24 protein-coding genes are annotated in these 25,844 nt (G+C 64.0%); 20 read left to right on the forward strand and 4 right to left on the reverse strand.

Annotated features, from left to right (window positions below; genetic code table 11):
* Positions 1 to 7: 7 nt before the first annotated feature.
* A complete protein-coding gene (locus tag DNK49_RS08715; protein ID WP_110523965.1) occupies positions 8 to 919 on the reverse strand; it encodes a helix-turn-helix transcriptional regulator in 912 nt (303 codons plus the stop codon).
* A gap of 306 nt (positions 920 to 1,225) precedes the next feature.
* Between DNK49_RS08715 and DNK49_RS08720 the strand changes: the two genes are divergently transcribed.
* From DNK49_RS08720 to fdhF, 17 genes are all read left to right on the forward strand, one after another.
* A complete protein-coding gene (locus DNK49_RS08720) occupies positions 1,226 to 2,806 on the forward strand; it encodes a 3,4-dehydroadipyl-CoA semialdehyde dehydrogenase (RefSeq protein WP_211170805.1) in 1,581 nt (526 codons plus the stop codon).
* 107 nt (positions 2,807 to 2,913) lie between these two features.
* Positions 2,914 to 3,381 (forward strand): DUF4863 family protein, encoded by a 468-nt coding sequence (locus tag DNK49_RS08725; protein WP_110523966.1) that lies wholly within the window; start codon positions 2,914 to 2,916, stop codon positions 3,379 to 3,381.
* 97 nt (positions 3,382 to 3,478) lie between these two features.
* Positions 3,479 to 5,077, forward strand: a complete 1,599-nt coding sequence (locus tag DNK49_RS08730) for a benzoate-CoA ligase family protein (protein ID WP_110523967.1) — start codon at positions 3,479 to 3,481, stop codon at positions 5,075 to 5,077.
* A gap of 18 nt (positions 5,078 to 5,095) precedes the next feature.
* On the forward strand, positions 5,096 to 5,593 hold the full coding sequence (locus DNK49_RS08735; RefSeq protein WP_110523968.1) for a hemerythrin domain-containing protein: 498 nt from the start codon (positions 5,096 to 5,098) through the stop codon (positions 5,591 to 5,593).
* Positions 5,594 to 5,647: 54 nt separating this feature from the next.
* On the forward strand, positions 5,648 to 6,823 hold the full coding sequence (locus DNK49_RS08740; RefSeq protein WP_110523969.1) for an ABC transporter substrate-binding protein: 1,176 nt from the start codon (positions 5,648 to 5,650) through the stop codon (positions 6,821 to 6,823).
* A 99-nt stretch (positions 6,824 to 6,922) separates the two neighbouring features.
* On the forward strand, positions 6,923 to 7,789 hold the full coding sequence (locus tag DNK49_RS08745; protein ID WP_110523970.1) for a branched-chain amino acid ABC transporter permease: 867 nt from the start codon (positions 6,923 to 6,925) through the stop codon (positions 7,787 to 7,789).
* Positions 7,790 to 7,795: 6 nt separating this feature from the next.
* Positions 7,796 to 8,764 (forward strand): branched-chain amino acid ABC transporter permease, encoded by a 969-nt coding sequence (locus DNK49_RS08750; protein WP_110523971.1) that lies wholly within the window; start codon positions 7,796 to 7,798, stop codon positions 8,762 to 8,764.
* Positions 8,757 to 9,563, forward strand: a complete 807-nt coding sequence (locus tag DNK49_RS08755) for an ABC transporter ATP-binding protein (RefSeq protein WP_110523972.1) — start codon at positions 8,757 to 8,759, stop codon at positions 9,561 to 9,563. The genes DNK49_RS08750 and DNK49_RS08755 overlap by 8 nt, the downstream gene beginning before the upstream one ends.
* Entirely contained in the window at positions 9,556 to 10,269 is a 714-nt protein-coding gene (locus DNK49_RS08760) for an ABC transporter ATP-binding protein (RefSeq protein ID WP_110523973.1), read from the forward strand. The genes DNK49_RS08755 and DNK49_RS08760 overlap by 8 nt, the downstream gene beginning before the upstream one ends.
* Positions 10,270 to 10,273: 4 nt before the next feature.
* Positions 10,274 to 10,693, forward strand: a complete 420-nt coding sequence (locus tag DNK49_RS08765) for an acyl-CoA thioesterase (RefSeq protein WP_110523974.1) — start codon at positions 10,274 to 10,276, stop codon at positions 10,691 to 10,693.
* A 37-nt stretch (positions 10,694 to 10,730) separates the two neighbouring features.
* Positions 10,731 to 11,534 carry an enoyl-CoA hydratase/isomerase family protein gene (locus DNK49_RS08770; protein ID WP_110524202.1) on the forward strand — a complete coding sequence of 268 codons (804 nt, stop codon included), beginning with the start codon at positions 10,731 to 10,733 and terminating at the stop codon, positions 11,532 to 11,534.
* A 28-nt stretch (positions 11,535 to 11,562) separates the two neighbouring features.
* Positions 11,563 to 12,564, forward strand: a complete 1,002-nt coding sequence (locus DNK49_RS08775; protein WP_110523975.1) for an NADPH:quinone oxidoreductase family protein — start codon at positions 11,563 to 11,565, stop codon at positions 12,562 to 12,564.
* Between the two features lie 110 nt (positions 12,565 to 12,674).
* On the forward strand, positions 12,675 to 12,842 hold the full coding sequence (locus DNK49_RS08780; RefSeq protein ID WP_110523976.1) for a rubredoxin: 168 nt from the start codon (positions 12,675 to 12,677) through the stop codon (positions 12,840 to 12,842).
* Between the two features lie 41 nt (positions 12,843 to 12,883).
* On the forward strand, positions 12,884 to 13,690 hold the full coding sequence (gene paaG, locus DNK49_RS08785; RefSeq protein ID WP_110524203.1) for a 2-(1,2-epoxy-1,2-dihydrophenyl)acetyl-CoA isomerase PaaG: 807 nt from the start codon (positions 12,884 to 12,886) through the stop codon (positions 13,688 to 13,690).
* Between the two features lie 78 nt (positions 13,691 to 13,768).
* Entirely contained in the window at positions 13,769 to 15,283 is a 1,515-nt protein-coding gene (gene paaH / locus DNK49_RS08790; protein ID WP_110523977.1) for a 3-hydroxyacyl-CoA dehydrogenase PaaH, read from the forward strand.
* A 277-nt stretch (positions 15,284 to 15,560) separates the two neighbouring features.
* Positions 15,561 to 17,264 (forward strand): NADH-ubiquinone oxidoreductase-F iron-sulfur binding region domain-containing protein, encoded by a 1,704-nt coding sequence (locus DNK49_RS08795; protein ID WP_110523978.1) that lies wholly within the window; start codon positions 15,561 to 15,563, stop codon positions 17,262 to 17,264.
* The gene (fdhF, locus tag DNK49_RS08800; RefSeq protein ID WP_110523979.1) at positions 17,261 to 20,074 is read left to right on the forward strand and encodes a formate dehydrogenase subunit alpha; all 2,814 of its coding nucleotides are present in this window, start codon (positions 17,261 to 17,263) and stop codon (positions 20,072 to 20,074) included. The genes DNK49_RS08795 and fdhF overlap by 4 nt, the downstream gene beginning before the upstream one ends.
* A gap of 59 nt (positions 20,075 to 20,133) precedes the next feature.
* Here fdhF and DNK49_RS08805 read toward each other — a convergent pair whose 3' ends face one another.
* Positions 20,134 to 20,991, reverse strand: coding sequence for a PEP-CTERM sorting domain-containing protein (locus DNK49_RS08805; protein WP_110523980.1), 858 nt, complete (start codon positions 20,989 to 20,991; stop codon positions 20,134 to 20,136).
* Positions 20,992 to 21,565: 574 nt separating this feature from the next.
* Between DNK49_RS08805 and DNK49_RS08810 the strand changes: the two genes are divergently transcribed.
* Entirely contained in the window at positions 21,566 to 22,699 is a 1,134-nt protein-coding gene (locus DNK49_RS08810) for an ABC transporter substrate-binding protein (protein ID WP_110523981.1), read from the forward strand.
* Positions 22,700 to 22,711: 12 nt separating this feature from the next.
* Here the strand turns inward: DNK49_RS08810 and DNK49_RS08815 are convergent, their stop codons facing one another.
* Both DNK49_RS08815 and DNK49_RS08820 read right to left on the reverse strand, forming a co-directional pair.
* Positions 22,712 to 23,707, reverse strand: a complete 996-nt coding sequence (locus DNK49_RS08815) for an SLAC1 anion channel family protein (RefSeq protein ID WP_110523982.1) — start codon at positions 23,705 to 23,707, stop codon at positions 22,712 to 22,714.
* A gap of 29 nt (positions 23,708 to 23,736) precedes the next feature.
* On the reverse strand, positions 23,737 to 24,171 hold the full coding sequence (locus DNK49_RS08820; RefSeq protein ID WP_110523983.1) for a DUF2141 domain-containing protein: 435 nt from the start codon (positions 24,169 to 24,171) through the stop codon (positions 23,737 to 23,739).
* 288 nt (positions 24,172 to 24,459) lie between these two features.
* Here DNK49_RS08820 and DNK49_RS08825 point away from each other — a divergent pair, with 288 nt between their 5' ends.
* Together DNK49_RS08825 and petA are read left to right on the forward strand one after the other, a co-directional pair.
* Positions 24,460 to 24,876, forward strand: a complete 417-nt coding sequence (locus tag DNK49_RS08825) for a DsrE family protein (RefSeq protein ID WP_110524204.1) — start codon at positions 24,460 to 24,462, stop codon at positions 24,874 to 24,876.
* A gap of 324 nt (positions 24,877 to 25,200) precedes the next feature.
* Entirely contained in the window at positions 25,201 to 25,794 is a 594-nt protein-coding gene (gene petA, locus DNK49_RS08830) for a ubiquinol-cytochrome c reductase iron-sulfur subunit (RefSeq protein WP_110523984.1), read from the forward strand.
* Positions 25,795 to 25,844 lie beyond the last annotated feature (50 nt).

The raw sequence follows: 25,844 nt of genomic DNA on the forward strand, positions 1-25,844 counted from the left end.
TATGGGGTCAGCTCATGACGAGCTGGCGTAACTTCATGAAACTTTCATCCACGGTCTCGCCCGAGGTGTCGACCACGGTGTCGGCCTTGGCGTACAGCGACTCGCGCGCTTGCAGGATGCGCTTGAGGTCTTCCATGGCCTCGTCGTTGCCGGCCATCGGTCGCAGGTCGCCCTGGGCGAGTACGCGGGCCATGTGTTCTTCCGGCTGCGCCTTGATCCATACGGTCAGGCAGTTCGACAAGAGCAGGTCGTAGGTTTCCGGCTGCGAGACCGCGCCGCCGCCGACCGAGATCACCCCCTTGTCCTGTTCGCGGCACAGGCGCTCCAGCGTGCGGTGCTCGATGCGGCGATAGCCGGCCTGTCCATACAGTGCAAACAGTTCGCGTGCCGGCATGCCGGTTTCGCGCTCGATCTCGCGGTCGAGCTCGATGAAGGGCACGCCCATCTCGCTGGCGAGCCGGCTGCCAAGCGTGGATTTGCCGGCACCGCGCAGGCCGATCAGGGCGATGCGCTTGCGCCGCACGGCTTCTTCATGACCGAAGTCGCGCATCAGGCGGAAAACCACTTCTTCCAGGCGATGCTGCGGCAGACGCTCGAGGAATCGGCGAATCAGGCGCTTCTCCACCGTGTCCTCGGCCTCGGGTGCGAGCAACTCGATCAGCGAGACATCCAGCGCGCGGCTGATGTGACGCAGCAGCACGATGGAAACGTTGCCTTCGCCGGCCTCGAGGTGGGCGAGGTGGCGCTCGGACACGGCCGCTTCGCGGGCTACCAGCTTGCGCGTCATGCCGCGACGGTCGCGGATCTCGCGGACCCGCTTGCCGAGTGCAGCCAGAAACTCGCCGTCACCGCGTTCGTCGGTGTGGCGGGCTTCCTGGTCGGTGCTTTCGGTATTGGCGATGTCGGTCCGGGTATTCATGTCTGTCGTCCTTGTGCAGAAAACTGCACGGCGTGGTTGAACAATAGTGCAGCTTAAATTCTTCGTCAAGAGGTAAAGTGCAGTTTATTTCAGTTTTTGATGCAGCGGACTTCTGCTTCTTATCAATATGGCTACATATTTGTGACTTATATTGCAATGCAGCACGGTTTTTACAAGATAAACATGCAATAAAGTGCTTGACGTTGAATGTTGTGGGTGTATTCTATCTCCAACGATCTGCGTATTGGATGCGCTTTACTGCATGTTTTATGCGTAGGTGAGCTGCAGTACGAACACTAGGGAGACATGGTGAAACTGGCGAACTATCTAGAGGGGCGGTGGCAGGAAGGCGAAGGCGCCGGTATTGCATTGACCGACCCGGTGACCGGCGAGGAACTGGTCAGGGTGTCGTCCGATGGACTGGATCTGGGCGCCGCGCTGGACTTTGCGCGCGCCAGCGGCGGGGCCGGACTGAAGGCAATGACGTACGAAGCCCGTGCCGCCTTGCTGGGGCGGATTGCCGAGGTGCTGACAGCAAATCGTGATGCCTATTTCGATATCTCGCTGCGCAACTCCGGCTCGACCGCGGCCGATGCCGGTTTCGATGTGGATGGCGCCATCTTCACGCTCAAGACTTATGCCCGCGCTGGCAAGGTGCTGGGCGGTGGGCGTCTGCTCAAGGAAGGGGCGCGGGTGGCGCTGGCCAAGACGGAAGTCTTCCAGGCGCAGCATTTCCTGACGCCATTGTCCGGTGTCGCGATCTTCATCAACGCCTTCAACTTCCCGGCCTGGGGCTTGTGGGAGAAAGCTGCCCCGGCCTTGCTCGCCGGCGTACCCGTGCTGGTCAAGCCGGCTACCCCCACTGCCTGGCTGACCCAGCGCATGGTGCAGGACGTGGTCGATGCGGGCATCCTGCCGCCGGGTGCGATCAATGTTGTCTGTGGCTCGGCGCGCGATCTGCTCGATCACGTTGGCGAGTGCGATGTGGTGTCCTTTACCGGTTCGGCCGATACCGCCGCGCGCATCCGCATGCATCCCGCCGTGGTGGCGAAGTCGGTGCGGATCAATGTCGAGGCCGACAGCGTCAATAGCGCAATCCTGGGGCCGGACGCAGTACCTGGCAGTCCGGAGTTCGATCTTGCGGTCAAGGAGATCGTCCGTGAGCTGACGATCAAGACCGGCCAGAAGTGCACCGCGATCCGTCGCATCCTGGCGCCCGCCGCCGTCGCGCCCGCGCTTGCCGAGGCGGTGGCAGGCAAGCTCGCCGGCATGACGGTCGGCGATCCGCGCAGTGAGGCCGTACGGGTCGGACCCTTGGTCAGCAAGGCGCAGCAAGCGGCTGCGTTCGAAGGCTTGGCCAAGCTGCGTGAGGAGGCACGGGTGGTGTTCGGCGGTGGCGAAGGATTCGTGCCCGTGGATGCCGACCCCGCACTTGCGGCCTTCGTCCAGCCCACCTTGCTGTATTGCGATCAGGGGCTGATGGCGAAATATGTGCATGACGTCGAGGTGTTCGGCCCGGTGGCAACCGTGCTGCCTTATGGCGACATCGCCGACGCGATCGCGATGGCCCGTCGTGGTTGCGGTTCGCTGGTGGCTTCGGTGTATTCCGCCAGTGCGGCCTTCCTTGCCGCGCTGGTACCGGCGATTGCCGATCTGCATGGTCGGGTGATGGTGGTCGATGGCACGGTGGGCAATCAGCACACCGGTCACGGCAACGTCATGCCCAACTGTCTGCACGGCGGGGCGGGGCGCGCGGGTGGCGGCGAGGAGTTGGGCGGCTTGCGCGCGCTGGCGATGTATCACCGTCGTTATGTGGTGCAGGGCAGTCCGGCCCTGCTCGATGCGCTGTCCGCTGATGCGGTGGATGCCGCGCTGCTGGGCGCTTGAAGACGGCTGCCTTCCCTTGTGGAAGGTGGCCCGGTTGCGATGCCTTGATGTCCGATGGGCATGAGCATCCGCATACCGGACCAAATCGGAACCGACAGGAGAACCCTATGACCCCTGACACCTTTCAGGCGCTGATTGCCAGGATTACCGCCGAGATTGCCGGCAAGCCGGTCGATGCGGCGCTGGCCGACTTTCTCAATACGCGCTTTCCGCCGGGCAGCGCCGAGTTCGACGAGATTGCCGCCGCCTGCAAGCAGGCCGTGGCAGATGGCTGGATGTGCGAGCGCGAACATGGCGGCATCAAGTACGGACGGGTGATCAAGCCCTGTACCGCGCTGGCTGGCTATAGCGTGGATGTGGTCGAGATGCGCGATGTGGTGGGACCGCAGCATGCCCATCCGAACGGCGAGATCGACATGATCATGCCGCTCGAGGGGGACGCGAAGTTCGATGGCCACGGCGCCGGCTGGTTTGTCTATGGCCCGGGCACAGTGCACCGGCCGACGGTGTCGGGTGGTCGCGCATATGTGCTCTACCTGCTGCCGGATGGCGCGATCGAATTCACCCGTCAGTGAGGCAGCGCCCACCCCATTGAACACCTCCCGTACCGCATCGACACCGGCAGAAAGACCGGGCGGGCGGGGGCTTGCAGGACCTAGAGGAGACACAACCATGCCCACCCTGAGTGTGGCGGACCATCGCAGCAGTCCGCCCGTCATCGACATTCCGCGCCGCTACAACGCGGCTGACGATCTGATTGGCCGCAACCTGCAGGCCGGTCGCGGCAGCAAGATCGCCTATATCGACGATTCCGGCAGTTACAGCTACAACGAGCTGGCGCGGCGCGTCAATCGCTGCGCCAGTGCCTTGCGCGAGGTGCTTGGCCTGCGCCAGGAAGATCGCGTGTTGATGTGCGTGCACGACACCGTGGAGTTTCCCACCGTGTTCCTCGGTGCGATCAAGGCCGGTGTGATTCCGATCGCGGTCAACACCCTGCTGACCGCGCACGACTACGAGTACATGCTGACCGACAGCCGCGCCCGTGTGGCGGTGGTGTCGGCTGCACTACTGCCCTTGTTCGAGCCCTTGCTGGGCAAGGTCGATACGCTGGAGCGCATTGTCGTGGCGGGTACTGCCAACCCGGGCGAAGACAGCCTCGCGGCGCTGCTCGAAGGCGGAACGGACGATTTCGACGCGGCCCCAACACTGGCCGACGATGCCTGTTTCTGGCTCTACTCTTCAGGCTCGACCGGCGCACCCAAGGGAACGGTACATATCCATTCCAGCCTGATCCAGACTGTGGAGCTCTATGCCCGTCCGGTGATCGGCATTGCCGAGAGCGATGTCGTGTTCTCCGCGGCCAAGCTGTTCTTTGCCTATGGTCTGGGCAACGGCCTGACCTTTCCGCTGGCGGTGGGCGCTACCGCGGTGCTGATGGCCGAGCGGCCGACACCGGCGGCGGTATTCGAGCGCTTGCGTCGGCACCGGCCGACGATCTTCTACGGTGTGCCCACGCTGTATGCGTCGATGCTGGCCAGTGCGGACTGTCCGACTGCCGACGAAATGCGCCTGCGCGCCTGTACCTCGGCGGGCGAGGCGCTGCCGGAGGAGATCGGCAAGCGCTGGCAGCAGCGCTTTGGCGTGGATATCCTCGACGGCATCGGCTCTACCGAAATGCTGCACATCTTCCTGTCCAACCGTGCCGGCAGCGTGCGTTATGGCACCACCGGCAAGCCGGTGCCGGGCTATGCGGTGCGCCTGATCGACGACGAAGGTATGGAGGTGACCGAGCCCGGCGTGCCGGGTGAGCTGCAGATCAGCGGCCCGACCGCGGCGGCCTATTACTGGAACAACCGCGAGAAGACCCGCGCCACCTTCCAGGGGCCGTGGACCCGCAGTGGCGACAAGTACCAGATCGATGCCGAGGGTTACTACATCTATGCCGGACGCAGTGACGACATGCTCAAGGTCAGCGGCATCTATGTGTCGCCGATCGAGGTCGAGTCGGCGCTGATTGCCCACGAGGCGGTGCTGGAGGCCGCCGTGATCGGCGCCGAGGATGACGACAAGCTGATCAAGCCCAAGGCCTACATCGTGCTCAAGCCCGGCCTCGAGGCGGACGATGCGCTGCGCGAGCAGCTCAAGGCCCACGTCAAGCGCCTGCTTGCACCGTACAAGTATCCGCGCTGGATGGAGTTCGTCGATGAGCTGCCCAAGACGGCCACCGGCAAGATCCAGCGCTTCAAGCTGCGCGCGGCCACCGCACGCTGACCGAGAGGGAGCCGACACATGACTGCGATGACGCTTGCGATCGACATCATCAAGGACGAGCACAAGTCCATGGGGGCCGTGCTCAAGGGCCTGCAAGCCCACCTCGAGGCGGTGCGCGAAGGCCGCGACAAGCCTGACTACCCGCTATTCCAGGCAATGTTCGACTACATCGAGACCATTCCCGACCGGGTTCACCACCCGAAAGAGGATGAAACCCTGTTCCGTCTGCTGCGGCTGCGCACCCAGGAGGCGGATGTCATCCTGGACGAGCTCGAAGGTCAGCATCAGGTATGCGCCAACCTGCTGGCCTCGGTGCGGCGGGCCATGGGGGCAGGGCGCGAAAGTGGCGACCTGACGGCCTTTGCGCGCAGCCTCGATGCCTATGCCGAGTTCCTGTGGGAACACATGAGAAAAGAAGAAGAAATCGTCCTGCCGCTGGCCGAGCGTCATCTGACCAGCCAGGACTGGGAAGCAATCCAGGCGGCCTTTCAGGCCAACCGGAGTCAGGCCTGGTAAGGCCGGGGCGGTGATCATCACCGCCCGTTCATCCAATAACAGGAGGAGACATCCATGAAACAAGCACGTCGCAATGCAGTCCGCACCCTCGCCGCCCTGACCGTGGGCGCGCTGCTGCCGATCGGCGCCGCCCAGGCCGCCGAGAAGATCAAGGTTGGCCTGATGCTGCCCTACACCGGGACGTTTGCCGCACTGGGTACCGCGATCACCAATGGTTTCAAGCAGTATGTCGCCGAGCAGGGCGGCACGCTGGCCGGCCGCGAGGTCGAGTACTTCGTCGTCGATGACGAATCCGATCCGGCCAAGGCCACCGAGAACGCCAACAAGCTGGTCAAGCGCGATCAGGTCGACGTGCTGGTCGGCACGGTGCACTCCGGCGTGGCGCTGGCGATGGCCAAGGTGGCCCGCGACAACAAGACGCTGATGATCATCCCCAATGCCGGCGCCGACGAGCTGACCGGGCCGCTCTGTGCCCCGAATGTGTTCCGTACCTCGTTCAGCAACTGGCAGCCGGGTTACGCCATGGGCAAGGTCGCCGCCGAGAAGGGGCACAAGACCGCGGTGACGATGTCGTGGAAGTACGCGGCCGGCGACGAGGCCAGCAACGGTTTCGCCAAGGGCTTTGAGGCCAGCGGTGGCAAGGTGCTCAAGCACCTGACCCTGCCTTTCCCCAACGTCGAGTTCCAGGCCCTGCTGACCGAGATTGCTTCGCTCAAGCCCGAGGCCGTGTATGTGTTCTTTGCCGGTGGCGGGGCGGTGAAGTTCGTCAAGGATTATGAGGCTGCCGGCCTGAAGAACAGTATTCCGCTGTACTCCAGCGGCTTCCTCACCGATGGCACGCTGGCGGCAATGGGCGGTTCGGGCGAGGGCCTGCTGACCGCGCTGCATTACGCTGACGGGCTCGAGAATGCCAAGGACAAGGCCTTCCGCAACACCTACGCCACCACCTACAAGCTGCAGCCGGACGTCTATGCGGTGCAGGGCTATGACGCTGCGCAACTGCTGAAGGCGGGGCTGGATGCGGTCAAGGGCGGCAAGCTGGAGCAGCCGGCCATGATCAAGGCCATGGAAGCCGCCACCATCGACAGCCCCCGCGGCGCCTTCACCCTGTCGAAGGCGCACAACCCGGTGCAGGACATCTACCTGCGCAAGGCCGAAGGGCAGGAGAACAAGGTGGTCAGCGTTGCTGCCGCCAAGCTCGCCGACCCGGCGCGCGGCTGCCGCATGTAAGACCGCGTCCGCGGCGGCCGGCCATCATCGGTCGCCGCGGGCCCCCGAATCAGAGAGACCGCATCCGGGCAGCTCGTGCCCGGAGGGGAAGGCGTATCCATGGATTTCACCATATTCCTGATCCAGATCCTGAACTCGCTCCAGTACGGCTTGCTGCTGTTCCTGGTGGCCAGCGGCCTGACGCTGGTGTTCGGCATCATGGGCATCATCAACCTGGCGCATGGCAGCTTCTACATGATCGGCGCCTATCTGGCGTTCGCGCTGACCAGCCTGACCGGCAACCTGATGCTGGCCATCGTGCTGGGTCTGCCGCTGGCTTTCATCTTTGGTGCCTTGCTCGAGTGGCTGCTGTTCGCCCACTTGTACAAGCGCGACCATCTTGAGCAGGTGCTGCTGACCTATGGCTTGATCCTGATCTTCGAGGAGCTGCGCAGCCTCGCCATTGGCGACGATGTGCATGGGGTCAATATCCCCGCGCTGTTCTCGGCCTCGATTCCGCTATCCGACACGCTGTCGTACCCGGTCTATCGCCTGTTGATCTCGGCCGTCTGCATTGCGCTCGCAGTGGGGCTGTGGTGGCTGATGCAGCGTACCCGGCTGGGCATGATGATCCGTGCCGGCAGTCATGATCGCGACATGGTCCAGGCCCTGGGCATCGACATCAATCTGCTCTACCGCACCGTGTTTGCGCTGGGTGTGGCGCTGGCCGCGCTGGCCGGCATGCTCGCGGCGCCGATCTCTTCGGTATACCCGGGCATGGGGGGCAGCGTGCTGATCATCTCTTTCGTGATAGTCGTCATCGGTGGCATCGGCTCGGTGTGGGGGGCGCTGATTGCGGCCCTGCTGATCGGCTTTGCCGACACCTTCGGCAAGGTGCTGGTGCCCGAGTTTGCCGGGCTGGCGGTCTACCTGGTCATGGCCATCGTGCTGCTGTGGCGGCCCGAAGGCATTCTGAAGAAAGGATAAACGGCCATGAATCCCCGTATTGCACTCGTTCTCAAACTGGCTGCGCTGGTCGGGCTGATCGTGTTTCCGTCCTTCGGCTCGAGCTTCTACACCGAGATGGTGGCAAAGATGCTGATCCTGGGCATCTTTGCGATGAGCCTGGATCTGCTGGTGGGCTTTACCGGGCTGGTCAGCCTGGGTCACGCGGCCTACTTTGGCATTGCCGCCTACACGGTGGCCTTGCTGACACCCAAGTACGATCCGGCCAATTTCTGGATCGCACTGCCGGCGGCCGTGCTGGCCGCGGCGGCGGCGGCCTTTGTCATCGGCCTGTTCGTGCTGCGCACCAAGGGCATCTATTTCATCATGGTGACGCTGGCCTTTGCCCAGATGGTGTATTTCATCTTTCATGACACCGCGCTGGGGGGCGGCTCGGACGGCATCTATGTGAACTTCAAGCCCGACGCCACCATCGCCGGCTGGCAGCCGTTCAACCTCGACGAGCCCTTGCAGCTGTATTACTTCGTGGTTGCGGCCCTGGTGGCGGTGTTCGTTTTCCTGACCCTGGTGCTGCGCTCGCCATTTGGCAAGGTGCTGGTCGGCATCCGCAGCAACGAGCACCGCATGCAGTCGCTGGGCTACGCCACCTTCCGCTACAAGCTGGCGGCGTTCACGCTGGCGGGCGGGCTGGCCGGTGTGGCGGGTTTTCTCTACGCCGTGCTGTTCGGCTTCGTGACCCCGGAGTATCTGTCCTGGCACCAGTCGGGCAATGTGCTGATGATGGTCATCCTTGGCGGCATGGGCAACCTGGCCGGTGCGGTGATTGGCGCCTTTGCCTTCATCGGCCTGCAGGAGATGTTTGCCGACTGGACCAAGCATTGGCAGCTGCTGATGGGTGGCGTCATTGTCGCCGCGGTGCTGTTCATGCCGGGCGGTCTGTCAGCCCTGCCCGGGCGGGTATTGAAAAAGCTCAACCAGGAGAGCAAGCATGGCTGAGGCCGATCTGCAGATTCGCGGCACGGCGTCTGCCGCACCGGCCGCACAGGGCGATGTCCTGCTCGTGGCCGACAAGCTGACCCGCCGGTTTGGCGGGCTGGCGGCCAATCAGGACGTCTGCCTGAGCCTCGAGCGCGGCATGCTGCATGCCCTGCTCGGCCCCAATGGCGCCGGCAAGTCCACCTGCATCAACATGCTGTCGGGCGACCTGCCGCCGTCCGAAGGGCGCATTCTGCTGCGTGGCCAGGACGTCACCCGCCTGAGTGCGGCACAGCGTTCGAAGATCGGCATCGGCCGCAGCTATCAGCGCACCAACATCTTTCCCGGCTTTACCGTGCTGGAGAACTGCCGCCTGGCAGCGCAGTCGCGCAACCCCCGGCCGTGGAAGATCTTTACCGATGCACTCGGGCTGACCGACACCCTTGAGCGGGCGCGGGCGGCCATCGTCGAGGCCGGGCTGGCTGGCCGCGAGCAGCGTATCGCCGGCACCATGTCGCATGGCGAACAACGTCAGCTCGAGATCGCGATGGTGCTTGCCACCGATGCCGAGGTGCTGTTGCTGGACGAACCGCTGGCCGGCATGGGCTCGGAGGAGTCGGCACAGATGGTCGAGTTGCTCAAGCGACTGAAGCAGAACCGCGCCATCCTGCTGGTCGAGCACGACATGGATGCAGTGTTCGCGGTGGCCGACACCATTACCGTGATGGTCAATGGCGTGGTGCTGGAGTCGGGTCCGCCCGAGCAGATCCGCAACAGCGCCGACGTACAGACCGCTTATCTGGGAGATGGCCATGTCTAATGTCCTGCTCGAAGCCCGGGAGCTTCATACCTACTACGGGTCCAGCCATATCCTGCATGGTGTGGATTTCTGCATCCACAAGGGTGAAACCCTGGGGCTGATGGGCCGCAACGGCATGGGCAAGACCACGCTGATCCGCTCCATGCTGGGTCTGGTCAAGCCGCGTCATGGCACGGTCAGTGTGCGTGGCGATGTGATGACGGGTGGGCCGACCCACCGTATCGCACGTCAGGGCATCGCTTACGTCCCTGAAGGCCGTGGCATTTTTCCCAACCTGTCGGTGCGCGAGAACCTGCAGATGGCGGCGCGTGCCGGTGTCGACGGTCAGCGCGACTGGACCTTCGAGCGGGTGATGCAGACCTTCCCGCGGCTGGCCGAGCGCATCAACAATGGTGGCGGGCAACTGTCCGGCGGCGAGCAGCAGATGCTGACCATTGGTCGCGCGCTGATGACCAACCCCGACCTGCTGATCCTGGACGAGGCCACCGAAGGCCTGGCGCCCCTGATCGTGCGCGAGATCTGGCGGGTGATCCGCGAGATCCGCGACAGCGGCATTGCCACCGTGATTGTGGACAAGAACCACGCCGCGGTCACCTCGATCACCGACCGCTCGATGATCGTGGTCAAGGGGCAGGTGGTGTTTGACGGGGCCAGTACCGAGGTGCGCAACAATCCCGAACTCATCCAGAAGCATCTGGGGGTGTGAGCGCATGATCTACGAACGCGCCAAACGCATCCGCTTCGCCCACTGCGATCCGGCTGGCATTGTGTTTTACCCGCGCTATGTCGAGCTGTTCAACGAGGTGGTCGAAGACTGGTTTGCCGAAGGGCTGGGGGTGGATTTCCATGCCCTGCACGAGGAACACCGTCTGGGCATTCCCACCGTGCGGCTCGAGGTGGAGTATCTCGCCCCCTCGCGTTACGGTGATCTTCTGCATTTTCGCCTGCGGGTGCGCGAGATCGGCAACGCCTCGCTCAAGCTCGAGATCGGTGCCTATGCCGGCGAGCAACTGCGCGTGCGCGGCCACCTGAAGGTGGTCATGGCCTCGGCCGAGACCCTGCGGCCGGTGCCGATCTCGGACGATTTCTGGCGGCCACGGTTTGCCGCTTTCTTGAACGATGCGGGCTGAGTGCCCGCCGCTGCCGAACGAACAGGATCAATCGAACATGGATTACAGCCGCTATACCAGTCTGCAAGTCGTTCGCCACACCGGCGGCGTTGTCGAGGTGGTGATGGGCCGTGACGGCAAGCTGCCGGTCGCCGACCATGCCGGTCATGGTGAGCTGGCCGACATCTGGCGCGACCTGGACCGCGACCCCGAAGTGTCGGTGATCATCGTCCGTGGGCAGGCCAAGGGCTTTTCCGGTGGCGGCACGCTGGAGCTGGTCGGCGACATGGTCGAGGATTTCGAGCACCGTGCGCGGGTGTGGAAAGAGGCGCGTGACATCGTCTACAACATGATCAACTGCTCCAAGATCATCGTGTCGGCGATCAACGGTCCCGCCGTAGGGGGTGGCCTGGCCGTGGCGCTGATGGCCGACATCTCCATCGCCGCCCGCGATGCACGCCTGATCGACGGTCACACCCGGCTCGGCGTCGCGGCCGGCGACCATGCGGCCATCATCTGGCCGCTGTTGTGCGGCATGGCCAAGGCCAAGCTGCACCTGCTGTTGTCCAGCGAGATCAGCGGCGAGGAGGCCGAGCGTATCGGTCTGGTGTCGATGGCGGTGGACGGTGAGGCGCTGATGCAGACGGCAATGGAGATCGCCGGCAAGCTGTCTGCCGGACCGCAGACTGCGTTGCGCTGGACCAAGCACAGCCTGAACAACTGGCTGCGTCAGGCCGGCCCCATCTTCGACAATTCGGTGGCACTGGAGATGCTGGGTTTTACCGGCCCGGAAGTGCGCGAGGGTCTGGCTGCGGTGCGTGAGCGGCGTAGCCCGGTGTTCCCTGCCGGCGCGCCGTTTTGAATCGGTGTTCTGAATTCGAGGAGACAGCATGCGTGCATTGATCTGCCAGGCTTACGCCCCGCTCGACGCGCTGAAGGTCGGCGAGCTGCCCGAACCCGTCCCCGCGGCCGGCGAACTGAGCATCCGGGTGGAGGCGGCTGGCATCAACTTCTACGACACCCTGATCGTACAGGGCAAGTATCAGGTCAAGCCCGCCCTGCCGTTTTCGCCGGGTGGCGAGGTGGCAGGCACGGTGGTGGCGGTGGGTGAGGGCGTGAGTCACGTCCGGCCCGGTGACCGGGTCTGCGCCTTTACCTCCTATGGGGGCTATGCCGAAGTCTGTCGCGCCCGCGCCGCGCAGACCTGGCCTTTGCCGGACGCAGTCGATTTTCGCGCCGCGGCGGCCGGGCTGGTGACGTATGGCACGGCCTGGTTCGGCCTGCATGATCGCGCCCGTATCCGCGCTGGTGACACGGTGCTGGTGCTGGGGGCTGCCGGCGGCGTGGGCCTGGCCGCGGTGCAGATTGCCAAGGCCGCGGGCGCACGTGTGATTGCTGCGGCCGGCAGCGCCGAACGTCTGGCCTTGTGCCGCGCGCACGGTGCCGACGTGCTGATCGACTACACCACGACCGACCTCAAGGATGCCGTCAAGGCCGCCACGGGCGGGAACGGGGCAGACATCGTGGTGGATGTGGTCGGCGGTCCGTACACCGAAGCGGCACTGCGTGCTACCGCCTGGCGTGGCCGGGTGCTGGTGATCGGCTTTGCCGCGGGTGAGATTCCGCGCATTCCGGCCAACCTGCTGCTACTCAAGGGCTGCGAGCTGTCAGGCGTGTTCTGGGATGAGCTGATGCGGCGCGAGCCGGCTGAAGCGGCCCGACAGGTGGCCGATGTGCTGGCGCACTTTGCCGATGGCCGCCTGCAACCCCCGGTCACCGCGGCCTGCGGGCTGGAGGGCGCGGTCGATGCAATGCGCAGTCTGGCTGCACGCAAGGTGGCTGGCAAGCTGATCGTGCTGCCACAGGCCGGTCAGGGCGATGACCGGTCCTGAAGCGTACCCATGAGCACCAACCCATTACCCTGATCTCATCGATCCGGTGAGCATTCATCACAACAATTCCATTACCCAACGGGCACCCCCGCCCACAACGGAGAATCACCATGGCTCAATATCAGTGCAGCGCCTGCTACTTTCCCTATGACGAGGCTACCGGCCTGCCGGAAGAGGGCATTGCCGCCGGCACCCGATGGGAAGACGTCCCCGAGGATTTTGTCTGTCCGGAATGCGGTACGCCCAAGTCGAACTGGATGGAGTATCAGGCCGGGTGATCAGGCTCGCCTGGTCGCTCGCCGCTGAGGAGGATCCCGCGATGAGTCACAACTTCGAAACCATCCAGTATCGGGTCGAGCAGGGCGTGGCGCGGCTGACGCTGAATCGGCCTGAACGCCTCAACGCCTTCAATACCCGGATGCATGCGGAAATCCGCAGCGCCCTTCAGGCCGTCCGCAGTGGCCGCGAGGAGGGCTCGGTGCGGGTGCTGTTGCTGACCGGGGCCGGTCGAGGCTTTTGCGCCGGGCAGGATCTGTCCGACCGCCAGGTGTCGGCCGACGGCGAGGCGCCTGATCTGGGGCGTTCGATCGAGGACAACTACAAGCCGCTGGTGCTGGCGCTGCGTGACCTGGCGCTGCCGGTCATTGCCGCGGTCAACGGCGTTGCGGCTGGGGCCGGGGCCAATCTGGCACTGGCCTGCGACATCGTGGTGGCGGCACGCTCGGCGAGTTTCATCCAGTCTTTTGCCAAGCTTGGCTTGGTGCCGGATACCGGAGGTTCGTGGATCCTGCCGCGTGCCCTGGGACCTGCACGGGCACTGGGCCTGGCGTTGCTGGGTGACAAGCTGCCTGCCGAGCAGGCCGCGGCCTGGGGGCTGATCTGGCAGTGTGTGGATGATGAGTCGTTGATGGCAACCGCCGATGACATCGCTGCGCGACTGGCGGCAGGCCCCACGCTGGGCTTTGCACGGACCAAACAGGCCATCTGGTCGTCCTCGACCCGCGATTTCGAAGCTCAGCTCGATCTCGAGCGCGACTACATGCGCGAGCTTGGCCGTTCGTCGGATTATCGCGAAGGGGTGGCGGCTTTCATGCAGAAGCGGCCACCGGCATTTACCGGGCGCTGAACCCTTGCGGGGGCTGATGGACATCGTGCCCACCGCAGGTTTTCACCCAAGCAATCCCTATTCAATCAGGAGTCTGACATGGCAGCGCTTGCCACCACGATCAGGGTCGCAGTCATCGGTGCGGGTGCCATGGGCAGCGGTATTGCCCATGTCGCTGCACGTGCCGGGCATGTGGTCTATCTGTATGACATGAATGCCGACGCGGTGGCGCGCGGCAAGGCCGGCATCGAGAAAGACCTGCGTTTCCTGGTGGGCAAGGGCAAGCTTGCCGAGGCGGATTGCATGGACACGCTCGAGCGGGTGCGGGCGACCAGCCGGATCGAGGATCTGGCCGATGCCGGCCTGCTGGTCGAGGCCATCGTCGAGAACCTGGAGATCAAGCAACAGCTGTTTGCCCAGCTCGAGGTCATGACTGCGCCCGAGGCCATCCTGGCGACCAATACCTCGTCGCTGTCGATCACCGCGATGGCGTCGACGCTGAAGCGGCCGCAGCGCCTGGCTGGGCTGCACTTCTTCAACCCGGCGCCGCGCATGGCGCTGGTGGAGATCGTTTCCGGTCTTGCCACCGACCCTGCGGTCGCGACCACGCTGTACGACACCGCCAAAGCCTGGGGCAAAGTCCCGGTGCGAGCCAGTTCGACGCCGGGTTTCATTGTCAATCGGGTGGCGCGTCCGTACTACGCGGAGGCCTTGCGGATACTGGCGGAGCGTGCCGCGACACCGGCTACGCTGGATGCGATCCTGCGCGAGAGCTGCAACTTTCCGATGGGGCCGTTCGAGCTGATGGATCTGATTGGGCATGATGTGAACTACGCTGTGACCCGTTCGGTGTTCGAAGCCTATTTCGGCGACAAGCGCTTCACCCCCAGCCTGATCCAGCAGGAGCTGGTGCTGGCAGGGCGGCTGGGGCGCAAGTCGGGGCAGGGCTTCTACGACTATCGCGAGGGCGCCGACCGTCCCCAGCCGGTGGTCGAGGCTGCTTGCGAGGGGGCTGACGAGGCGGTGGCGTGCGGGGAGCTTGGCATTGCCGTGCCCTTGCTCGCGCGCCTGGAGCAGGCCGGGGTGAAGCTGAAACGTACCGAAGGCCCGGGCGAGCTGCGCATTGGCAATGCCCGCCTGGCGCTATCCGACGGTCGCACCGCCACCCGGCGTGCAGCGGAGGAGGGGACGCCCAATCTGGTGCTGTTCGATCTTGCCCGTGACTATGCAAGCACGCCACGACTGGCGCTGAGCCGTGCGGATCAATGTGGCGACGGCGCCTGGAATACGGTGGTCGGTACCTTGCAGAGGGCGGGGCTGGCGATCAGCCGGCTGGACGATGTGGCCGGGCTGCTCGCCTTGCGCACCGTGTGCATGCTGGCCAACGAGGCAGCCGATGGCGTGGCGCAGGGGATTGCTTCGGCACATGACATCGATACCGCAATGCGCTACGGCACCAATTATCCCGAAGGGCCGCTGGCCTGGGCGGATCGCCTGGGGCCCGGCTTTGTCGTGCGGGTGCTGGGGCATCTGCGCGAGCATTATGGCGAGGAGCGCTACCGGGTTTCGCCACTGCTGCAACGTCATGCGCAGGCGGGGAAACCGCTGTTCTAGGAGGTTGTCGGACTTGAGCGATCGTAGCGAGCCGAGTGGGAAAACGAGGACAGATTCGGCCGTTTTTGAGGCGCATAGTCATTCTATGCAACGAGAAAACGGGCGGATATGGACCGTTTCTCCCGCTGGCTCAGTAGATCAGCCTCAAGTCCGGCAGCCTCCTATGCGAAGCGGATTGTTGCCTGTTGTGAACACTCATTTTTCATCACGGCAGGCGTGATGCCGCCCGTTTAAACTCTTCGAATCGACCGAGACCACCGCAGCAAGGATCGCCAAGATGTCTGCCCCCACCGTAGCCCGCCGCGGCCCCAATCTTCCACCGCTGGATGCCGCTGCCCGTGAGGCGGTACGCGCCGCCCTGAATGGCGAGGTGCCGCGCCCCGATCGTCTGATCGAATACCTGCATCGCTTGCAGGACGCGCACCGCGCCTTGTATCCGGACCATCTCGCTGCGCTGGCAGAGGCGCTGGGCCTGGCGCGTGCCGAGGTCTACGAGGTGGCGACCTTCTATCATCATTTTGACGTACTGGCCGAGGGTGAGGCGGCTCCACCGGCGCTGACCGTGAGGGTCTGTGATTCGCTGACCTGCGCGATGCAAGGTGGGCCCACGCTGGCGGCGGCACTGGTCGAGCGCCTGGGGGCGTCGGTGCGGGTGCAGCGTGTGCCCTGTGTCGGCCGCTGCGACAGCGCGCCGGTTGCCGTGGTCGGACAGAGGCCGGTTACCCAAGCCAGTGTCGAAACCGTTGCTGCGGCCGTGGCTGCGGGCGACCATGATGAGCCCGCGCCTGACATCATCGACTTTGCCGCCTATCGTGCCGCTGGCGGGTATGCCTTGTACGAGGCGCTGCGTGATGGCCGACAGGACGGCGAGGCGGTATTGGTCGCGCTGGATTCCGCCATCCTCCGTGGCCTGGGGGGGGCCGGTTTTCCGTCGGCGCGCAAGTGGCGAACGGTGATGGCTCAGCCGGCGCCGCGCAACATGGCGGTGAACATCGACGAAGGCGAGCCGGGCACGTTCAAGGATCGCCACTATCTTGGCCGCGATCCGCATCGCTTCCTCGAGGGCATGTTGATTGCTGCGCATATCGTCGGCATCTCGGCGATCTGGATTTACATCCGCGACGAATACCCGGCGCTGCGGCGGATGCTGCTGGCTGAGCTGGACGTCCTGCGTATCACCTGGCCGGACCTGCCGCCGATCGAACTGCGCCGTGGCGCGGGGGCGTACATCTGTGGTGAAGAGTCGGCGATGATCGAGTCGATCGAAGGCAAGCGCGGCATGCCGCGCCTGCGCCCGCCTTATGTCGCCGAAGTGGGCCTTTTTGGCCGGCCGACCCTGGTGCACAACCCCGAGACCTTGTGGTGGGTGCGGGATATCGCCAGCTGGACGCTGAATCAGGGTACGGCCTGGCTGGCCGGGCGTGGTCGCAATGGCCGCCAGGGCTTGCGCAGTTTCTCGGTGAGTGGGCGGGTAGCCCGCCCCGGCGTAGTGGTCACCGATGCGGGCATCACGCTGCGTCAGCTCATCGACGAGCATTGTGGCGGCATGCAGCCCGGGCACGAGCTGTATGGCTATTTTCCCGGCGGAGCGTCGGGCGGCATGTTGCCGGCACGCCTGGCCGATGTGCCGCTGGACTTCGACACCCTGGCGCCCTATGGCTGCTTCATCGGTTCGGCGGCAATCGTGGTGTTCTCCCAGCACGATCGGGCACGTGCCCTGGCGGAGAACGCGATGAATTTCTTCGCACATGAATCCTGTGGCCAATGCACGCCGTGCCGGGTAGGAACGGTGAAGGCAGCCGGACTGATGACGGCTGCGCAATGGGATGCGCCGCTGCTGGAGGCCTTGGGCGATGCGATGGTGGATGCCTCGATCTGTGGCCTGGGCCAGGCCGCGCCCAATCCGGTGCGTTCGGTACTGCGCTATTTTCCACACGAGGTCGGGGTGACGTCCGCAACGGCTCAGGAGGGTGAAGCATGAGCGCGAGCACGCTGACATCTGCCGCACCGGTGGTGGAGTTTGAGTTTGACGGCCGCAAGCTTGAGGCCTTGCCCGGCGAAACCCTGTTGCTGGCCGCGCGCCGCGCAGGGGTCGAGATTCCGCATCTGTGCTACACCGATGGCCTGCGGGCGGACGGTAACTGCCGCGCCTGTGTGGTCGAGATCGAGGGTGAGCGGGTGCTGGCTCCGTCGTGCTGTCGCGCCCCCAAGCCCGGCATGAAGGTGCAGTCGGCCAGCCCGCGCGCGCGTCACGCCCAGCGCATGGTGCTGGAGTTGTTGCGCGCCGATGTGCCGGCAGCGGCGGAAAAGCCCGATTCCGAACTGTCCCGCTGGTGCGCCCGGCTCGGTGTCGAGTCCAGCCGTTTTGCGCCGCGACAGCCGGTGGCCGAGGATGCCAGTCATCCTGGTATCGCCGTCAATCTGGCGGCCTGCATCCAATGTACGCGTTGCGTGCGCGCCTGCCGCGAGATCCAGGTCAACGATGTCATCGCTTACGCCCATCGTGGCGGCGACTCGAAGATCGTGTTCGATCTCGACGTCGCAATGGGGGCTTCGTCCTGCGTGGGCTGCGGTGAATGTGTGCAGGCCTGCCCGACCGGGGCGCTGGCGCCTGCACCGGTGGCCGAAGCGGACCCTGTTGCGGTGTCCCAGGTGCGGCAAGCGCTTGCGTCCGAGACCCGCTACACGCCGACCCGCAAGGTCGACTCCCTGTGTCCCTACTGCGGTGTGGGGTGCCAGCTGACCTACCATGTTGCCGGCGAGGGGGCCACGCAGCGTATCGTCTTTGCCGAAGGCCGGGATGGTCCGGCCAACGCCGGCCGGCTGTGCGTCAAGGGGCGTTATGGTTTCAGCTACAGCCGCAACCGTCAGCGCCTGACCGTGCCGCTGATTCGCAAGCCCGGCATTCCCAAGGGGGTGAATCTGGATCCGGCCAATCCGCTTGCCGCTTTCCGCGAGGCCAGCTGGGAAGAGGCGCTGGACTTCGCTGCGGCGGGACTGGCCCGCATCAAGCGCGAACATGGGTCACAGGCGCTGGCGGGATTCGGCTCGGCCAAAGGCAGTAACGAGGAGGCCTATCTGTTCCAGAAACTGGTGCGTACCGGCTTTGGCACGCACAACGTCGATCATTGCACACGCCTGTGTCATGCCTCGTCGGTGGCGGCCTTGCTGGAGGGCATTGGTTCGGGGGCGGTGTCGAATCCGGTGCGCGACGTCGAGTTCGCGGATCTCGCCATCGTCATCGGTGCCAATCCGGCCGCCAATCATCCGGTCGCGGCCAGCTTCATCAAGAATGCTGCCGAGCGCGGCATGAAGCTGGTGATGATGGATCCGCGGCGCACGCCACTGGCGCGCCACGCCTGGCGCACGCTGCAGTTCCGCCCGGATGCGGATGTCGCGCTGCTGCTGTCGATGGCCTGTGTGATCATCGAGGAGGGCCTGACCGATGCTGCCTTCATCGCTGCCCGCACGACCGGTTTCGAGGCTTTCCGCAGCGCAGCCCTGCAGTATCCGCCGGAGCGCATGGCACCGCTTACCGGCATTGATGCGGCCACCGTACGCGAGGTTGCGCGTGCGTATGCGCGTGGGCCGAACAGCCTGATCTTCTGGGGTATGGGGGTGTCACAGCACACCCATGGCACTGACAACGTTCGCTGCCTGATCGCGCTTGCGCTGATGACGGGCCAGATCGGCCGTGCCGGCACAGGCCTGCATCCGCTGCGTGGGCAGAACAATGTGCAGGGTGCGTCGGACGCCGGCCTGATTCCGATGATGTTGCCGGACTATCAGCGTGTCGCCGATCCCGCAGTGCGAGCGCGCTTCGAGGCGCTGTGGCAGACCCCGTTGCCCACCGAGCCCGGCCTGACCGTGGTCGAGATCATGGATGCCGCCTGTGCCGGGCGTATCCGTGGCATGTATGTCGAGGGCGAGAATCCGGCGATGTCCGATCCCGATCTGGCCCATGCCCGCGAGGGGCTGGCGCGGCTGGAGCATCTGGTGGTGCAGGACATCTTTCTGACCGAAACCGCGATGCTGGCCGACGTGGTGCTGCCGGCTTCGAGCTTGTACGAGAAGACAGGCTCGTTTACCAATACCGACCGTCTGGTGCAGTTGGCGCAGCCGGTGCTGCCGCTGCCGGGTGAGGCGCGGCAGGACTGGTGGATCATTCAGGAGGTGGCGCGTCGGCTGGGTCTGAACTGGCACTATGCCGGGCCGCACGAGATCTTTGCCGAGCTGACCCAGGCCTTGCCAAGCTACGCCGGCATCGAGTGGACGGCACTACAGGTCGAGGGCGCGGTGGTGTCGCCCAAGCTGGCGCCGGCCTTGCCGTCGCAGCCGGTGCTGTTCCAGACCGATTTCCCTACCGCAGATGGCCGGGGACGCTTCGTGCCGGTGCAGCCGCTGACTGCAGCCGAACTGCCCGATCGCGACTATCCGCTGGTGCTGATTACCGGACGTGTGCTCGAACACTGGCATACCGGCAGCATGACCCGTCGGGCGACGGTGCTCGACGCGCTCGATCCGTCGCCGTGGTGTGGCATGCATCCGCAGGATCTGGCGTCAATCGGGCTTGAGCAAGGGGGGCTGGTGAGGCTGGAGACCCGCCGTGGCAGTATCGAAGTCGAGGCGCGTGCGGACGAGGGCGTGCAGCCGGGCTCGGTGTTCATGGCCTTCTGTTACGCCGAGGCGGCAGCCAACTTGCTGACCCAGCCAGCGCTCGATCCCTACGGCAAGATTCCCGAGTTCAAGTATTGCGCCTTGCGGGTGCGTGCGGTGTTCGCGCACTCATAAATGAAAACCCCCTGCGACCGTTTGACCGGATCACAGGGGGTAAAGGCCGCAAGAGTGAATCAGGCCTTGCGGCGACGTGCGGCGTACAGACCAACCAGGCCGATACCGAACAGGGCCAGCGATGCGGGTTCGGGGATTTCAGTCGTCGTCAGGCCAGACGGATCGCGTACCCAGATACTGATATGGGAGATCCCGGCAGGCTTGCCACCATTGTTGATCAGCGTGCCGCTGACGTCGAAGGTGCCCGACCAGTTGACAATGGGGTCGTCAGGGGTCTGAGCAGGCTGGCCGAACAGGGCCGGGTTGAAGTTATACACCGCAAAACCGTTGCCAGCCTTGAAGACGATGGAGAACTGGTCGATCCAGTTGTCGCCAATCGCTTTCGCAGCCCGTGCGGCAGCGGTTGCATCAGGCGTGAAGGCCCAGGTGCCGATGCCCGCACCGGTAATGGTTGCGGTGAAGAAGGTGCTCAGCACGATATCGTCAAAACCACCGATGGAGCTGGGCGAGAAGGCCCAGCTGTTACCGCCACCTTCATATTTCCCCAGCATGATCCAGCCCGGATCGTTTGCCGTGCCGTCACCTCTCAGGTCCTGCAGCGGGTACTGATCGGAGATGAAGGCGCCGCCCTCAAAAAGCACTTTGCCAGAGGCGACCTGCTGGCCTCCATTGAGCAGGCCGTCACCGGCATAGCCCAGATTGGTGGTCGGATAGAAGCCGTCGTTACCGGAGAATGCGCCAGCGCAGGCTGCCGCATTGACCGAAAGACCCGGCGGGGTGATCGGCGACAGGGTCGCGTTCGCGCTCACACTGGAATACTGCGAGACGCTGGTGACCTTGACGTCACTGACCTGGCAAGGTGCCGCATGTGCGGCACCGACGGCTGATAGACAGGCTGCAAGTAAAATCTTCTTCATGGATTTTGCTTTACCTTTGTTTTTGTTTCATAAAGGGCCACATACGAGGTGTAACCCGACTTGTTTCAGGTTATCACCGAAGTCGTATGCCTTCCGACATTGCCGCATCTCCTGTGTGATGTAATTCCGCATGTCCAGGCATTTCTTGTGCCGATGTTCGCAAGCCTTGTCGGCGGAGGAGGTGCGGCCGAGGTGTAGCAGCGGGAGGGCGTCAGATAGTGCGCGCAGGCCAGTGAGCGGGTATCGGTATCTGAGATGCATGCGACACAGGACCGAGCCAGTGTGCCGAACGTCGGTGAAAGGTTCCCATCTGAAGTGTTGAGCCCAGGTCAGCGAAACCCTCGGTAGCAAGATGCGAGTTTTCCCCAGCCAGTGGGGACAGTCTTGTGAGTCCGGCTGTGGGTAAGTCCTCGATTCCCGCATGGTTGCTGGTCTGCAAGGTTGTGCCTCATTTTTAGGCAGGGGTGTGGGCGCGGTGGTGCAGGCTTGTGGATCTCCACAATTGATCGCGTGTTCGGGCGACCAGAACAATCAACGCACCCCGGCAGTCTTGCCCTCATATAAGCAGAAAGTAATGAACCTCCTGTCTCGTGGTCTGTTGACCCTTTCCACCCTTGTCGTCTTCATCGCACCTGTATTCGGCAAGGACCTGGTTGTTGCTCAGGTCGCGCCGTTCTCGGGACCCCAGGCGGTTACCGGCAAGGCGATCCATGCGGGTGCCCGACTTTATTTTGATCAAGTGAATGCTGAAGGCGGAATCGGTGGTGCGCGGCTCCGTTTCGAAACTCGCGACGATGCGCAGCAACCCGCAGAGACCGTGCGCCTGACCAGGGAGGTCGTTCAACAGTTGGCACCCGTTGCGCTGATCGGCACCGTTGGCACCTCAAACCTGCAGGCAGTGATCAACGATGGCGTACTGGTGCGAGCCGGTTTGCCACTGGTCGGCGCGGTCTCCGGTGCAAGCGGCGTCGTTGGCGGGCGCAATGTGTTCGTGGTGAAGGCGAGCTATCACGATGAGGTGAACCGGTTGTTTGCCAGCCTGGCGGCCTTGCAGGTGACGCGACTGGGCTTGGTGATCCAGGATGACGGCCTGGGCGCGGACGTGTCGGCCGGGGCGGAGGCCGCAGCAGGACGCAACGGAGTGGTCATCAGCGCCCGTGCCGCTTACGCGCGAAATACCACTGAGGTGGCGCCGGCGGTGCAGGCCATGCTGCAGGCACGTCCGCAGGCTATCTTCCTGGGGGCGACAACGGCGGCTGCGATCGAGTTTGTGCGCCAGTACCGGGCGCAGGGCGGCGACGCGACGCTGTACGGCATGTCGATCATCGACAGCAAGCAGCTGCTTGACCAGTTGGGCCCGGAGCTGGCGCGTGGATACGCCTTCTCGGCGGTGTTGCCGCTGGAAAGCCAGACAACGCTGGAGTTGGTGCGCGAGTATCTGCGACTGCGTCGGAAGTCGACCGACCCTGATCTGTCGGCACGTTCGATCGAGGGGTTTGTGGCCGCCAAGGTACTGGTCACCGCGTTGCGTGCCGTGGCCTCCGAAAGCCGGGCGGAACCAACCCCCGCCATGGTGTTGCGTGCCTTGCAGTCGATGCGTCGGGCGGACATGGGGGGGTATGTGCTCGATTTCTCTCAACCGGGCCGCTCGGCATCCACTCATGTCGACTTTGCCATGTTCGGCAGTGGCGGCAAGGTGGTGCATTGAGCGGCCGGCCGCTTACTCGGGAATACAGATCAGGCCGCGCCTGGCCGCGATCAGGGTCTTGATCAGCAGCAGGCCGACGATGGCCGACAGGGTGATCAGCAGGATGCTGCCCAGGATGGCATAGGCTGGCCCTTCGGTCTGGCGGCTCATTTCGAAGCTGGCGATGGTCATCGCTGCCAGCGGAAAGGAATAGGCCCAGGCCGAGATGAAGAAAGGCAGGCGGAAGAAGCGCGGTGCGTTGCCGAGCAGCAGCAGGGTCAGGAACAGGGCGGTGAAATACAGGATGCGGGCGAAGTTGTCGACCTGGTCGTTGAGTGCGATGTAGGACAGGAAGCCCACGGCCGGCGGCGCGATCAGGATGAACAAGGTCGGCGTCAGCCGAGCCGGCAGTGGCTCGTGGAAGAACAGGCGATAGAGCACGATGGTCATCAGTACCAGCCAGAACACCAGACCAATGCTGAAGAAGAACCAGCTGACGTCTACCGGCGCGAAGCGCACGCCGGCGATCGGCACCAGGATGTTGCCCACCACCGGGATGAACCACGCTGGATTGGCATGCTTGATGTCGTAGTGGGTGTGGTGCAGCCAGCTGCTCATGACGTTCAGGGTGAAGCCCAGGTGCAGCGCGGCGCCCAATGTCCACATCCAGCGCGCGGGTTCGGGTGCGGTGGTGGCCCAGGCGATGGAGAGCAGGATCAGGCCGATGGAAATGGTCGGGAAGAAATTGAGCCGCACGGGGTGGCGGTGCTCGGCGGCGACGGCGGCGGGGTGACGGACCAGTTTGGTGGTGTAGAGAACGAGCAGGAAGACGTAAATTGAGCTGGCTGTCCACCGCAGGATGTCGCCAGGCAAGGCCGGAAGTCCGACGACGTGATGGGCTTTCATCCAGGCGATGGCCAGTCCTGCCATGCCCATGACAATGGAGAACAGGGCGACGGGCAGGTGGGCGAGGCGGCTTTCGCCGTGCGAGTGACCTGCAGACAGGTCGGGTGTGGTTGCGGAACTCATGGTGGGCTCTCTGGCGGTTGTTCGTGGGGTCAGTAACGAAGTTCGATGCGCGTCTGGTTGAGGCCTGGGGAGAGGTCGAAGGCGCTGTCTTCGAAGGCTGGCGGGCCGGAAACCCTGGGGTTGTTTGACAGCCCGTAGCCTTCGGTGGGAAACATGCCGAAGCGGCGATTCAACTCGCCGTTACCGTCCTCGTCGTGATAGGCCATGATCGCGTAGCGGCCGGGTGGCAAGGCGTCGAAGCGGACGCTGGCCTGGTCCGGTGTGGCGGCTGTCTGTGCCGTGGCGATGGCGAGCGCTTCCTTGCGGAAGGTTTTCGCTTCGTTGTACAGGCCAACGCGGAGGGTTCCGCGATCATGGGCAATGCCGGCCAGCGTGACCTCGAGCGATCCGGTGTTGGCCTGTGCCGCAAGCGGCAGGCTGAGGATGGCAGTGCAGATCAGCGCGGAAGTGAGTCGTGCGTACATTGGGGGCTCTGTGACTGAGGGTATCGGAAATTGTTTTGCAGGAAAGTTTTTGTAGATTGCATTAGTTTATTCTAATAAACTAACAGTCAGGTTGCGAGATTGAATGCCCTGTCACTCTCAAAGCAAGAGCGATACCAGGCGATGCAACCGATGGCGCTTTCGCCAGACAGCCCGGCGGGCAAGGGTTCGAAGGGCTGTCGTCTTGATGTCATCGTGCCATTGGCTGTCAGTGTGGCAGCGTCTGCCAGCACGATGGCAGTGTTTCATTCAACCAACAGGAGTCTGATCATGAAGAAAACCCTCGTCGCCCTCATGCTTGCGTTTGGTGCCGGTTCGGCGTTGGCTGACAAGCCGGCCATCACCGTCGTGTTGTCGTCGCCGGATACCATGACTCAGGGCATGGCCATGGTGCTGGCCAACCAGATGCAGGCGCAGGGCGGACAGGTGGATATCCTGCTTTGCGACAAGGCGGCGGATCTGGCACTGAAGGGGGCGGGTGGCGATGCCTTGAAGCCCAACAATGTGACGCCCGCACAACTCCTCGATGGCGCCATGCAGAAAGGGGCGAGCGCTTCGGTGTGCGCCTTGTATCTGCCCAATTCCGGAAAGACGGCAGCAGACCTGAAGGAAGGCGTGAAGCCGGCCAAGCCCGACGCGATGGGGCTGGCGTTGATGGAGCAAGGTCGCAAGGTGATCGGCTTCTGAATCGACTGGATTTCGTCTTGACCGATCGTGGCCGGGCTGTCGCTATGCTGGCAGGTTTGACGCATGATGTCATGAATGGCAGTTCTGTGGCGTTATCCGGCTGCGATGGAAAGCGCTGATCTCCCGCAGTTGCTGGGGATCGCATGCGCTTGCAACGCTGGCACAGTGCTTGCCACTGTTGGGTCTGGAAGTGGCGGGCGCTACCGTTCGTTGTCCGGCTGCATACCTCCTGCAGCCATACCCCTGGCGCTGACTCCCTCACCGGTGCCGCCACTTCCATTTTTTTGGTCCGGTTGTGCCGGGCCTCGACAACAGGAGTTTGAAATGTCTGATCTCTCCAGCGAACGCCGAACCTTGTTGCTGGCCACTTCTGGTGCGGGTCTGGTGGCGGCGGCTGCGACCGCGGTTCCTTTTGTCGCCAGCCTGACGCCGTCTGACCGTGCCCGCGCCGCTGGCGCTCCCGTTGAGGCAGATGTCAGCAAGCTGGCTGCGGGTGAAATGATGACTGTCGAATGGCGTGGCAAGCCGGTATGGATCCTGCACCGGACGCCCGAGATGCTTGCCGCGCTGGAAGGTCATGAGGGTCGGCTGGCGGATCCCGAGTCGGCCGAGCCTCAGCAACCCGGGTATGCGACCAACCGTCATCGCTCGAACAATCCCGACTATCTCGTGGTGGTGGGCATCTGCACTCACCTCGGCTGCTCGCCTTCGGAAAAGTTTGCAGCGGGTGCGGCCAGTGGCATGGGGGACGACTGGCCGGGTGGTTTCCTGTGTCCGTGTCACGGGTCGATCTTCGATCTGGCCGGGCGGGTGTTTCGTAACCAGCCTGCCCCGACCAATCTCGAAGTGCCGCCTTACCGCTGGTTGTCCGACTCGATGCTGTTGATCGGTGACGACGATGTGACGGGTGCTGCCTGAAGGGGTTGAGCCCGTATCGGACATGACGTGTGATCTGGCTGGGGGCTGAA

It is taken from the genome of Parazoarcus communis SWub3 = DSM 12120, assembly GCF_003226565.1.
In the GTDB taxonomy this organism is placed as follows: domain Bacteria; phylum Pseudomonadota; class Gammaproteobacteria; order Burkholderiales; family Rhodocyclaceae; genus Parazoarcus; species Parazoarcus communis.

Bases quoted from the DNA above. Each gene is read 5' to 3' on its own strand.
- DNK49_RS08825 (WP_110524204.1), top strand. From the start codon at position 24,460: ATGAAGAAAACCCTCGTCGCCCTCATGCTTGCGTTTGGTGCCGGTTCG.
- DNK49_RS08735 (WP_110523968.1), top strand. From the start codon at position 5,096: ATGACTGCGATGACGCTTGCGATCGACATCATCAAGGACGAGCACAAG.
- DNK49_RS08765 (WP_110523974.1), top strand. From the start codon at position 10,274: ATGATCTACGAACGCGCCAAACGCATCCGCTTCGCCCACTGCGATCCG.
- DNK49_RS08775 (WP_110523975.1), top strand. From the start codon at position 11,563: ATGCGTGCATTGATCTGCCAGGCTTACGCCCCGCTCGACGCGCTGAAG.
- DNK49_RS08805 (WP_110523980.1), bottom strand. From the start codon at position 20,991: ATGAAGAAGATTTTACTTGCAGCCTGTCTATCAGCCGTCGGTGCCGCA.
- DNK49_RS08815 (WP_110523982.1), bottom strand. From the start codon at position 23,707: ATGAGTTCCGCAACCACACCCGACCTGTCTGCAGGTCACTCGCACGGC.
- paaG (WP_110524203.1), top strand. From the start codon at position 12,884: ATGAGTCACAACTTCGAAACCATCCAGTATCGGGTCGAGCAGGGCGTG.
- DNK49_RS08745 (WP_110523970.1), top strand. From the start codon at position 6,923: ATGGATTTCACCATATTCCTGATCCAGATCCTGAACTCGCTCCAGTAC.
- DNK49_RS08760 (WP_110523973.1), top strand. From the start codon at position 9,556: ATGTCTAATGTCCTGCTCGAAGCCCGGGAGCTTCATACCTACTACGGG.
- DNK49_RS08740 (WP_110523969.1), top strand. From the start codon at position 5,648: ATGAAACAAGCACGTCGCAATGCAGTCCGCACCCTCGCCGCCCTGACC.
- DNK49_RS08780 (WP_110523976.1), top strand. From the start codon at position 12,675: ATGGCTCAATATCAGTGCAGCGCCTGCTACTTTCCCTATGACGAGGCT.
- DNK49_RS08770 (WP_110524202.1), top strand. From the start codon at position 10,731: ATGGATTACAGCCGCTATACCAGTCTGCAAGTCGTTCGCCACACCGGC.
- DNK49_RS08725 (WP_110523966.1), top strand. From the start codon at position 2,914: ATGACCCCTGACACCTTTCAGGCGCTGATTGCCAGGATTACCGCCGAG.
- DNK49_RS08750 (WP_110523971.1), top strand. From the start codon at position 7,796: ATGAATCCCCGTATTGCACTCGTTCTCAAACTGGCTGCGCTGGTCGGG.
- DNK49_RS08810 (WP_110523981.1), top strand. From the start codon at position 21,566: ATGAACCTCCTGTCTCGTGGTCTGTTGACCCTTTCCACCCTTGTCGTC.
- DNK49_RS08755 (WP_110523972.1), top strand. From the start codon at position 8,757: ATGGCTGAGGCCGATCTGCAGATTCGCGGCACGGCGTCTGCCGCACCG.
- DNK49_RS08730 (WP_110523967.1), top strand. From the start codon at position 3,479: ATGCCCACCCTGAGTGTGGCGGACCATCGCAGCAGTCCGCCCGTCATC.
- petA (WP_110523984.1), top strand. From the start codon at position 25,201: ATGTCTGATCTCTCCAGCGAACGCCGAACCTTGTTGCTGGCCACTTCT.
- paaH (WP_110523977.1), top strand. From the start codon at position 13,769: ATGGCAGCGCTTGCCACCACGATCAGGGTCGCAGTCATCGGTGCGGGT.
- DNK49_RS08820 (WP_110523983.1), bottom strand. From the start codon at position 24,171: ATGTACGCACGACTCACTTCCGCGCTGATCTGCACTGCCATCCTCAGC.
- fdhF (WP_110523979.1), top strand. From the start codon at position 17,261: ATGAGCGCGAGCACGCTGACATCTGCCGCACCGGTGGTGGAGTTTGAG.
- DNK49_RS08715 (WP_110523965.1), bottom strand. From the start codon at position 919: ATGAATACCCGGACCGACATCGCCAATACCGAAAGCACCGACCAGGAA.
- DNK49_RS08720 (WP_211170805.1), top strand. From the start codon at position 1,226: ATGGTGAAACTGGCGAACTATCTAGAGGGGCGGTGGCAGGAAGGCGAA.
- DNK49_RS08795 (WP_110523978.1), top strand. From the start codon at position 15,561: ATGTCTGCCCCCACCGTAGCCCGCCGCGGCCCCAATCTTCCACCGCTG.